10 protein-coding genes and 1 tRNA gene are annotated in these 10,552 nt (G+C 57.1%); 7 read left to right on the top strand and 4 right to left on the bottom strand.

Features of this window, described 5'->3' with window-relative positions:
• Positions 1-8 precede the first annotated feature (8 nt).
• The 4 genes from G505_RS0119350 (at position 9) to G505_RS22090 (ending at position 2,977) form a co-directional block, all read left to right on the top strand.
• Positions 9-93 (top strand) — tRNA-Tyr (locus G505_RS0119350).
• Positions 94-213: 120 nt separating this feature from the next.
• A complete protein-coding gene (locus G505_RS0119345) occupies positions 214-912 on the top strand; it encodes an SDR family oxidoreductase (protein ID WP_028111029.1) in 699 nt (232 codons plus the stop codon).
• Positions 913-967: 55 nt separating this feature from the next.
• The gene (locus tag G505_RS0119340) at positions 968-1,849 is read left to right on the top strand and encodes a DMT family transporter (protein ID WP_028111028.1); all 882 of its coding nucleotides are present in this window, start codon (positions 968-970) and stop codon (positions 1,847-1,849) included.
• Positions 1,850-1,891: 42 nt separating this feature from the next.
• Positions 1,892-2,977 carry an ADP-ribosylglycohydrolase family protein gene (locus G505_RS22090; protein ID WP_051216494.1) on the top strand — a complete coding sequence of 362 codons (1,086 nt, stop codon included), beginning with the start codon at positions 1,892-1,894 and terminating at the stop codon, positions 2,975-2,977.
• A gap of 38 nt (positions 2,978-3,015) precedes the next feature.
• Here G505_RS22090 and G505_RS0119330 read toward each other — a convergent pair whose 3' ends face one another.
• A complete protein-coding gene (locus tag G505_RS0119330; protein ID WP_342662899.1) occupies positions 3,016-3,231 on the bottom strand; it encodes a DUF3820 family protein in 216 nt (71 codons plus the stop codon).
• Positions 3,232-3,285: 54 nt separating this feature from the next.
• On the opposite strand from G505_RS0119330, the gene G505_RS0119325 reads away from it, so the two are divergent.
• The 3 genes from G505_RS0119325 to rrtA are packed head-to-tail and all read left to right on the top strand — an operon-like array spanning position 3,286 to position 5,643.
• The gene (locus G505_RS0119325; RefSeq protein ID WP_028111026.1) at positions 3,286-4,344 is read left to right on the top strand and encodes a PLP-dependent cysteine synthase family protein; all 1,059 of its coding nucleotides are present in this window, start codon (positions 3,286-3,288) and stop codon (positions 4,342-4,344) included.
• A complete protein-coding gene (queC, locus tag G505_RS0119320) occupies positions 4,341-5,045 on the top strand; it encodes a 7-cyano-7-deazaguanine synthase QueC (RefSeq protein ID WP_028111025.1) in 705 nt (234 codons plus the stop codon). The genes G505_RS0119325 and queC overlap by 4 nt, the downstream gene beginning before the upstream one ends.
• Complete coding sequence (gene rrtA, locus G505_RS22085) at positions 5,038-5,643, top strand: rhombosortase (protein WP_157509295.1); 606 nt, start codon at positions 5,038-5,040, stop codon at positions 5,641-5,643. Before queC ends, rrtA begins: the two co-directional genes overlap by 8 nt.
• Here the strand turns inward: rrtA and G505_RS0119310 are convergent.
• The 3 genes from G505_RS0119310 to G505_RS0119300 form a co-directional block, all read right to left on the bottom strand.
• On the bottom strand, positions 5,633-6,004 hold the full coding sequence (locus tag G505_RS0119310) for a death domain-containing protein (RefSeq protein WP_028111024.1): 372 nt from the start codon (positions 6,002-6,004) through the stop codon (positions 5,633-5,635). The two genes, rrtA and G505_RS0119310, sit on opposite strands and share 11 nt — an antisense overlap.
• A gap of 131 nt (positions 6,005-6,135) precedes the next feature.
• A complete protein-coding gene (gene uvrB / locus G505_RS0119305) occupies positions 6,136-8,136 on the bottom strand; it encodes an excinuclease ABC subunit UvrB (RefSeq protein ID WP_028111023.1) in 2,001 nt (666 codons plus the stop codon).
• The gene (locus G505_RS0119300; RefSeq protein WP_028111022.1) at positions 8,120-9,496 is read right to left on the bottom strand and encodes an MATE family efflux transporter; all 1,377 of its coding nucleotides are present in this window, start codon (positions 9,494-9,496) and stop codon (positions 8,120-8,122) included. The genes uvrB and G505_RS0119300 overlap by 17 nt, the downstream gene beginning before the upstream one ends.
• Between the last annotated feature and the right edge of the window lie 1,056 nt (positions 9,497-10,552).

Genomic DNA, 10,552 nt, shown 5'->3' with positions numbered 1-10,552 from the left:
AATTCCGTGGAGGGGTTCCCGAGTGGCCAAAGGGATCAGACTGTAAATCTGACGGCTCCGCCTTCGAAGGTTCGAATCCTTCCCCCTCCACCATCTTTCTGAAAGCGCTGCCCCTTCGGGGTAGCGCTTTTCTCGTTTGTCATCTGTGGTTTGCTCGCCAGCCTCTCCTTCGACCATTACACTCTCATGAAGTTTTCACGATGAGATTTCAACATGAGTCACCCAATAGTGGTCACCGGCAGCCAGGGGTTGCTGGGCCAGTGCCTGGTGCGGAAGCTTGCCCAACAGAGCCCGGTTATCGCCCTGGATCGACTGCCCGCTGACAATACCCTGTTTCAGAACCTTTGTGTCACTCAGGTTCAACTGGATCTTAGCGATAGCGAAGCGGTAATACGCTGGTGCCGCTCTCTGCCCGGCCCCGTTTGCGGTCTGGTAAACAACGCTGCCATTGCCGACCCTTATCACCCTGGCCTGGACACACTCACTCTAGAGCTGTGGAACCGCACACTGGCGGTCAATCTCACCGCGCCCCTGTTGCTGGCCCAGGGGTTGAGCTGCCTTATGCCGCCGGGCAGTGCCATAGTCAATATCGCTTCAACCCGAGCCCTGCAGTCCGAACCCAACAGCGAAGGCTATGCTGCCTCCAAAGGGGGACTGGTGGCCCTCACTCACGCCCTGGCGGCGAGCTTGAGTCCGACCATCAGGGTGAACTGCGTCAGCCCTGGCTGGATCAGTGACGGACAACTTCTGACTGAATCCGACCACCGGCAGCACTGGTCCGGTCGGGTGGGTAAACCGGAGGATATTGCCGATGTGGTGTCGTTTCTGCTCGGCGACAAGACAGGCTTTGTCACTGGCCAGAACTGGGTAATCGATGGTGGCATGTCCAAAACCATGATCTATCAGGAGTAGCAATTGGTAAGCGTGTTCGTCACACTGACGCGATTGCCCATTATCAAACCCGACCATGACCGGAACCAACTTGCTGACTCTCATTGCTCTCTCTGCCATCTGGGGGGGATCTTTCCTGCTGCTTCGCATCGGAGTGCCGCAATTTGGTCCTGTGGCTCTGATTGAGTCCCGTTTGGCTCTGGCCGCCCTGTTCCTGAGCATCGTGGCACTGGTGATGGGGCGCAACCTGCAATGGCACAGCCGCTGGCGTCACTACTTGCTGCTCGGTGGCGTCAACTCCGCCCTGCCCTTCCTATTGCTGGCGTTCTCTGCTCAAACCCTGTCTGCGTCCCTGATGTCCATTCTCAATGCCACCACCCCCATCTGGGGAGCCCTGTTGGCCGCCATCTGGGGCACAGCCCCCCTAACCCGTACCACGGGGCTGGGGCTGGTCTTGGGCCTGACCGGTGTCGCCATTCTAGTGGGCTTTGACGCCATCACCCTGACACCCGGTGCCCCACTGGCGATCGCCGCCAGCCTGAGCGCTTCTCTCTGCTATGCGATTGCCAGCATGTACGCCAGAGGCCGAACCCATATCGAACCTTTCGACAACGCCCACGGCAGCCTTTGGGGGGCTACGCTGGCGGTGCTGCCTCTGGCACTGCTGTTGCCCCCGCCCTCGATGCCCCAACCCTCCATGTGGGGCGCCGCGATGACTCTTGGCGTGCTTTGTACCGCCATCGCCTATCTGATGTACTTCCGTCTGGTGAAAGAGGTGGGTGCGGCGCCGGCGCTGACCGTGACTTTCCTGGTGCCGGTGTTTGGAGTGCTCTGGGGTCATTGGCTCCTGGGCGAGGTACTGGGCCTGCACACGATGGCGGGCTCGGCACTGGTGATCTGGGGTACGGTTCTGGTCACTGGCTTCTCCCCGCGGAGCCTGATTCAAAAGCGCATTTAGCCAACTACACTGAGGGACATCGCACTCTAATGGAGTTCCTCAATGCCAGATCACGACTTTGCTGCCGAGCTCTCGCCTACCCAGGACCGCGCTGCAGGCGCCGTTTTGGGCTCCCTGATTGGCGATGCCCTGGGCGTAGGCCCCCACTGGTACTACGATCTGGATGAACTGAAACAGGCATACGGCATCGTCGATGGCTATGTAGCAGTCCAGCCCGGACGTTATCACGAGGGCGTGACTCTCGGTGATGTGTCCCAGACCGGACAGTTTCAGCAGCTGCTGCTGGAGAGCCTGGTGGCCCGGGGGCGTTATCAGGAGGAGGACTATATCCGTCGACTGGAGCCGCTGCTGGACTCTCTCGATGGCGAGCCTGAGGGTGGCCGCTTCACCGAACAGCCGGTACGGGATATCTGGTACGCCCTTAAGGTTGAGGGCAAACACTGGCACGACGAGGACTTTTCCTCCCTTGCCGACACCTCGGAGGCTGCCCAGCGGGCAGCGCTGATTGGCGCTCGCTATCATGGCGACCTGATGCAAGCTGGGCTTCACGGCGCTGCCTGCGCCAGACTGACCCATAGAGATCCCGCCATTGTGACTGCTTCCAGCGCCTTTGGCATCGTTATTGGTGCCCTGGTGGCAGGCACCCCGTTGGATGGTGCGCTGGGAGATAGAATGCGAGGGTTGATTCAACAAGGGCTTTTGCCCTTTACTCATGCGGTGCTCGTTGAGGAGCGTGGTCAGGGCTTTTCCCCTGTCCGGCCCAGCCGGGAACTGCCGTTTCCCGATGTGTTTCTTGGCATGGGCTGGTGGATTCAGGCGGCGCAAAGCCCTTATATTCGGGTAGATCCACCTGAGGCCGTGGCCCAGATCTATGGCATGGCCTGTTCCCTGACCATGCTGATGCCCGCCGCTTTCTTCCTGGCAGCCCGTTACCCGGACTCCTTCGAGACACCGGTCATGGTGGCGATCAACAGCGGTGGCAACAATATGGCCCGAGCGGCGATGACCGGCGCCCTATGCGGCGCCCACCTTGGCCTGAGTGCCATTCCCAAACGGTTGATTACCGGCCTCAAAGATCACCAACGCTGGGTGAATGACGCTATCCAGGTGGCCAGGGATGGCGGATAGGACGCCCGCGAGGAGCATTACGGGCCTGTTACCAGGCCCTAATAGCCGCTGTTGTCCTGCTCCTTAAGAGGCGTCAGCAGATACCCCAAACCGTTGTGCTTGATCTCCAGCAGCAACGCCAGCTTCTCACCCAGATTCCCTGGTGGCCAACCTTTGTTTTGCATCCACACCAGGTAAGCGATGGGCAGATCCGCCATCACCACCCCCTGATACTTACCAAAAGGCATTCTTCTGGTGGCCAACTCTCTTAACACTTCGGACTGCATTGGGTACCATGCTCGCTTGATTTGAATAATGGGATCATAAAGATGTCACGTCGTTGGGTAAACTGGGCCATCGCCCAGATCGAAGCGGATTTTCAGCGCAGCGCTGATACGCACCTCATCAAACTGGATCTGCCCTGCCTGCCGGAGGTGGACCTCTATCTGAAGGATGAGAGCACTCACCCCACCGGCAGTCTGAAGCATCGCCTTGCCCGCTCCCTGTTCCTCTATGGCCTGAGTAACGGCTGGATCACCGAAGGCACCCCCATTATCGAGTCCTCTTCCGGCTCCACCGCCGTCTCCGAGGCCTATTTTGCCCGCCTGCTGGGGCTGCCCTTTATTGCGGTCATGCCCCACTCCACGGCGCAAAAGAAAATTCGCCAGATTGAGTTCTATGGCGGCCAGTGCCATCTGGTCGAGCCCAGCCAGATCTACGTTGAGTCAGAGCGCCTTGCCCGAGAAATGAACGGTCACTACATGGACCAATTTACCTATGCCGAGCGCGCCACCGACTGGCGAGGCAACAACAACATCGCCAACTCCATCTTCAATCAGATGGAGCGTGAGCGCTTCTCAATTCCGCGCTATGTGGTGATGAGCCCTGGCACCGGCGGTACCTCAGCCACCATCGGCCGCTATATCCGTTACCAGAAACTGGATACCGAACTGTGTGTGGTGGACCCGGACAACTCCGTCTTCTTCGATTATTACCAACAGGGTGATGCCTCCATCAACACCCAAAGCAGCTCCCGAATCGAGGGGATCGGCCGTCCGCGGGTTGAGCCTTCGTTTATTCCGGGCGTTGTCGACCTAATGCGCCAGATTCCCGATGCGGCTTCCGTGGCCACGGTCCACTGGCTGGAGCAGGTGCTGGGCCGTAAAACCGGAGCCAGTACCGGGACTAATCTCTACGGCGCTCTGCAGTTGGCATCCGAGATGGCCAAGCGGGGCGAGTCCGGCTCCATTGTCACCCTGATCTGCGACAGCGGAGAGCGTTACCTCGACAGCTATTATGATAGTGACTGGATAGCCACCCACATTGGTGATATTCAGCCCTATCTGGCCAAGTTGGAGGCCTTTGCCCAAACAGGAGAACTTAAGTGACCGCAGTAGTACGCAAAGCCGTTGTGGTATTCAGTGGTGGCCAGGATTCCACCACCTGCCTGGTTCAGGCACTCAAGCAGTATGATGAAGTGCACGCCATCACCTTCGATTATGGTCAGCGTCACCGGCTGGAGATTGAAATTGCTCAGCAACTCAGTGGCAAGCTTGGGGTGGCCGCCCATAAGGTCCTGGATGTGGGCGTGCTCAACGAACTGGCCATCTCTGCCCTGACCCGGGACGATATTCCGGTGGATCACGGCCTGGCTGATAATGGACTGCCCAACACCTTCGTCCCCGGCCGCAATATTCTGTTCCTCACTCTGGCCGGCATCTATGCCTACCAGATCGGCGCAGAAGCGGTGATCACCGGCGTCTGCGAAACTGACTTCTCCGGCTACCCAGATTGCCGCAACGACTTCGTCAAGGCGATGGAATCTGCCCTGGTGCAGGGAATGGATCGTCCCCTGCAACTGATCACCCCCTTGATGTGGCTGAATAAGGCGGAAACCTGGGCCATGGCCGACCACTATGGCGCCCTGGAGCTGGTGCGGGATGAAACCCTGACCTGCTACAACGGCATCAAGGGCAGTGGCTGTGGTGACTGTCCCGCCTGCCACTTGCGCAGCCGCGGACTGGAGGAGTACCTGGCAGACAAAGCGTCCATTTTGGCTGATACCCAAGAGAAGGCCCAGCTTGTATAGAGATCGCTGGGGATTCCCCTCCCCAAACCAATGGGGTATGCCCCTGGCGCTGGCCCTGACGGCCATTGGCCTCTATCTGAGCCCCGCACTGGCCGACACGCTGATCTGGTCGCGCAACGACCTGGATCAGGGACAGTGGTGGCGCCTGGTTACCGGACACCTGCTGCACAGCAACGGCTACCACCTGTTGATGAATCTTGGGGGGATGACGGTGATGCTGGGGCTGTTTCAGCCCCACTTCCGTGCGCGTCCCCTGGCTCTGCTGACTCTGTTCAGCGCCATCGGCATCGGACTTGGTGTCTACTGGTGGGTGGACGGAACACAAACCTACGTCGGACTATCCGCCATACTGCACGCCTGGTTCGCCTACTTTGCCATACAGGATTGGCGCAGTGGCAGCCGACTTGGGCCTCTGCTTCTAATCGGGGTACTGGCTAAGGTGATCTGGGAGAACGTGGTGGGCGCAAGCGGCGATCTGGCCACCCTGATCCAGGCCAGGGTGGCCGTGGAAGCCCATCTCTACGGGGTGATCTCGGCGCTACTCTACGTGGGCATCAGTCAGTGGGCCCACCGACGGCAGCTTGCGGCTACCAGGTAACGGCGTAGCTGCCTTTGCCGTTGCCTTCTTTAAAGGCCAGAGCCATCTGACGATAGGCCTGCTCGTAATCCCCCTCTGCGGCCGCCTCATAGGCCAGGTTGTCACGAACCGCTTCGCGGATCTGGCCTGCTGCTGTTGGGTAGTCTCGCAGAAGCTGGTTGATGTCCGGCTCTTCGGGTTGATCATAGTTCCAGCTCATCTGGCCGGAATCGAATACTGACGCCTGGTGTCCAAACGGCATCAGCTCGGCGCGATGACTGTCGACGGTTCGAACGCTGGCCTGATCAACCTCGGGCGCCCCGAAGATCAGTGCCGCTATCGCCGCAGCGGCGAACAGGGTGGTTCCCAGAAGTTTACGCATGGTCTGCCCCTCTCCTGCCGGCAGAGCGATTTCCTCCCTGACGTACTGCCGCGCATATCGCGGCATTTGGCCCCAACCGGTGTCATGCCGAAGGCCGCGCTCCTGCAGCCTGGGTATGACTTAAGTATGGGCTATCCGGCCGCCAACTGCTCCCGAAGCGACTCGATTTGGTCGCGCAGAGCCGCCGCCTGCTCAAACTCCAGGTTTCGCGCATGTTCATACATCTGAGTTTCCAGGGCTTTAATCTCCTTGGCCACCGACTTGGGATCCACAGGCTTGTACTGAGCCTTAGGCTCCGCCACCTTGCGTTTAGCACTTTGGCCGGGACGGCCGCCAATATCCATCACATCGGTGATCTTCTTATTGAGCCCCTTAGGAATAATTCCATTGGCTTGGTTGTACGCATTCTGCTTGTCGCGGCGACGATTGGTCTCGTCCATGGCACGGCGCATAGACCCTGTTACCTTATCCGCATAGAGAATTGCCTTACCGTTAATGTTTCGAGCGGCGCGACCGATGGTCTGAATCAGAGAGCGATCGGAGCGCAGGAAGCCCTCCTTATCCGCATCCAGAATCGCCACCAGGGAGACCTCAGGCATGTCCAGCCCCTCCCTCAACAGGTTGATGCCCACCAGCACATCAAACTCGCCCAGACGCAGGTCACGGATGATCTCCATCCTCTCTACGGTATCAATGTCCGAATGCAGGTAGCGCACCTTGATGCCATGTTCATCCAGATACTCGGACAGATCCTCTGCCATTCGCTTGGTCAGGGTGGTCACCAGAACCCGCTCCCCAAGCTCAATGCGCTTGCGGGCCTCTGAGAGCAGGTCATCCACCTGAGTGGCCACTGGCCGCACCTCCAGCTCAGGATCCAGCAGGCCTGTGGGGCGCACCACCTGATCGATCACCTCATCATGGGATTTTTCCAGCTCATATTTACCCGGCGTAGCAGAGATGAATATGGTCTGCGGGGTGATGGCCTCAAACTCCTCAAACTTCAGCGGCCGGTTATCCATGGCGGAAGGCAAGCGGAACCCATACTCCACCAGGGTCTCTTTGCGGGAGCGGTCCCCTTTGTACATGGCGCCCACCTGAGGGACGGTGACGTGGGATTCATCAATCACCAGCAGGCCATCATCAGGCAGATAATCCAGCAGGGTTGGCGGCGGCTCACCAGGCGCTCTGCCGGAGAGGTAGCGGGAGTAGTTTTCGATGCCCGAGCAATACCCCAGCTCCAGCATCATCTCGATGTCAAACTGAGTGCGCTCCTTGATCCGCTGCGCTTCGATGAGTTTGTTGTTGTTCAGCAGGAACTGGTGGCGCACCTTGAGTTCCGCCTTTATCGACTCAATCGCCTCCAGCACCCGCTCCCTGGGCGTCACATAGTGGGTCTTGGGGTAAACCGTGGCCCGGGCCACCTCCTTCTCCAGGGCCCCGGTAAGGGGGTCAAATAGGGTAATGCGCTCTATCTCTTCATCGAACAGCTCCACACGCACCGCATGACGCTCGGAGTCGGCGGGAAAGATGTCTATCACCTCCCCCCGGACGCGGAAGGTGCCGCGCTCGAACGCCATGTCATTACGGGTGTACTGAAGCTCGGCCAGACGCTTCAGCATGTCTCGTTGATTGATGATGTCACCCTGACGCAGATGCAGCAACATGGCCATATAGGCATCGGGGTCACCCAGGCCGTAGATGGCCGATACTGACGCCACCAGTACCACATCCTTTCTCTCCATCAATGCTTTGGTGGCGGACAACCGCATCTGTTCGATGTGATCGTTGATGGACGCATCCTTTTCAATAAAGGTATCGGAAGCCGGTACATAGGCTTCGGGCTGATAGTAATCGTAGTAGGAGACAAAGTATTCTACTGAGTTCTCGGGGAAAAATTCCTTCATCTCCCCATAAAGCTGAGCCGCCAGGGTTTTGTTGGGTGCCATGATGATCGTCGGCCTGCCCATCTGGGCAATTACATTGGCCATGGCAAAGGTTTTGCCCGAGCCCGTCACCCCAAGCAGTGTCTGATGCGCCAGACCGGACTCAATGCCGTCGACCATCTTTGCGATGGCCTCTGGCTGGTCTCCAGAGGGTTTAAAGGGGGCATGCAGCTTAAAGGGACGACTCATTCACTTCCTCTACGTTCTCAGGCTTCACCGGGCACAGTTGTCCATTGACGATGCGCCAGGCGATGTAAGCGGTGATGAAATTGGCCGTGGTTGCGCCAATAAAGACACCAGGCAGTCCCGCGATCTTACCACCGACAAACGCCAGTGGCAGATACATGGCGAACAGACGTATCACGTTGAGGCCAAGGGCTCCCATGGGACGGTGCAGGGCATTAAGGCTGGAGTTAGACAGGATAACCACCCCCTGGGCGCCGTAGGCCAATGGCAGAATGACCACCAGCAGAGCGATGATACTGGCCACCTCGGCATCCTGCCCGAAGGCGCCCCCAATCTGCTCGGCCATCAGGAACAGCACGAGATAGAGCGCTCCCTGGAAGACCAGTACAAATTTGATGGTTCCCTCATAGGCGGCCCTGACTCTGTCATGGCGCCCTGCGGCAAAATTCTGACTGATAAAGGGAGGCAGGGTCATAGACAGAGTCAGGATCACCATGGTCACCAGAGACTCCAGCCGCCCGCCGACTCCGAACGCCGCCACCGCTTCCTGGCCATACTGAGCGATGATGGCGGTCATTCCTGCCATGGCCACCGGCGTCAACATGTTGGACCCTGATGCTGGCAGAGCAATATGCAAAATGGTTTTAGCGGCTTTGATCCGGCACGACCAACTCGCCTCCCAGGCGATGGCCTTCATCTTGCCAAACAGCATGTAGAGTATAAATGCCGAGCTGATCCCATAGCCAATGACCGTTGCCAGAGCCGCACCCTGCAGCCCCATTTCAGGGAATGGACCCAGTCCAAATATGAGCAGAGGATCCAGGGCAACGTTCACTGCGGCACTTAATGCCATGACCAGGCTGGGTAAGCGAGTATTGCCATTGGCTCGCATCACCGCATTGCCCACCATGGGAAAGGCGACGAAGATGCCCCCCAACAGCCATACGTTCATGAATTCGCCGATGACCGGCAAAGCTGCGGGAGTCGCCCCAATCAACAGAAAGATGGGGTCATGCAGTAACCACACCAGCAAACAAAGAATGAGAACCAAGGCACCTGAAAGGACCACGGCGACCCCGCCCTGATGTTTGGCCAGCAGAGTGTCCCCCTGCCCCAAAGTGTTGGCTACGGTTGCCGATGTCCCTACCCCTAAGCCAATCACCAGACTGATCACTGTAAAGGTTACCGGAAAGGTAAAACTGAATGCGGCCAGTTGTTCGGTTCCCAACATACTGACGAAGTAGGCATCAACAAAGTTGAAACTCATCAGCATCGACATGGCAATCAACATAGGCCAGGTCATACGCCAAAGTTGAGTCGAAACACTGCCCTGAGTCAGGTCATGGAAGGTTGATCGGCTCACGAGGCCTCCAGAGGTTCAATATCTGTCAAATTGGGCTGCTTCAGAACAATATCCGGCAAATAATACACAGAGGGGACGTCGACGATTAAACACACAATCAAATCCGTTTCATTTCTAGACCATTTTTCGACATTTTTTGTAAGTTACTGATTTTAAAGGAATCAAACTTACTCACAAAGTACCATCAAATTTTAACAAAGCCCATGATTTCGGGCCTTAGAGCAGTTTGCTGAAGGTTAACTAACACACTTATCCACAAAAACAGTGGATAACGTTTCAAACCCCTTGAGCCGTGCGGTCTAGAGAGATGTCAATAGTCCAGGGTCGAACATGAGAAAAAACTTAAGCTGAAGTAATGGCATGGAGATTGCCCGTCTGTTTTCCAAACAAAGTCACTGACGACTCCAGCAATTCAAGCTCACAACTACCTAAATTTTAAGTAGTAATAACCTATCTCATAGGTAGGAATTGTAGCATCGAATGATGCACTAAACAGGTGCAAAATTTGCTAGTTGGCGATGAAGAAAATCGAAAGGATGACAAGAATGTGGTTCAAGCGCCACCAATGAGTCGTTTTGCACCCTTTCTGTGACGTTGCCGCACCAATAGAATGAAATCTACGCAAATTATCGGTCAGCACAGTGCGCCGCCATTCACCAAGCTGGGTTAGTAGGACGGCCAATCCAGCTTGCCTCTTTCAGAGCTTACGGCTCTTTCCTGGCAAGACCGCTTATGCCCAGAAAGATCTGCTGAAGTATCAAGGTATTTCCGGCAATTTATCGGGACAACCACTGAAGGAGTGCTGGCAAATAATAGGGGAACTTGCCTTAGGCGAAGTAGGTCGGTCCGTAAAGAGCACTTGGAATGGCATTGCTTACGGGCAGCGATAGCAGACAGCAGAAAAGCCCCGCTCGATTGAGCAGGGCTTCTGTATGTGGCGCCCCCCGCTGGACTTGAGGCGTCCGGCCAGGAGGGGCGCCCAGCTCAGAGACATTTGGCGCGAAGCGGCAACAAATAGAAAAGCCCAGCTCTTGCGAACTGGGCTTTCTAGTGTGG

Origin of the sequence: Ferrimonas futtsuensis DSM 18154, from assembly GCF_000422645.1 — a bacterium.
Lineage (GTDB): Bacteria > Pseudomonadota > Gammaproteobacteria > Enterobacterales > Shewanellaceae > Ferrimonas > Ferrimonas futtsuensis.
This window is presented reverse-complemented; position numbering and strand designations above follow the sequence as displayed.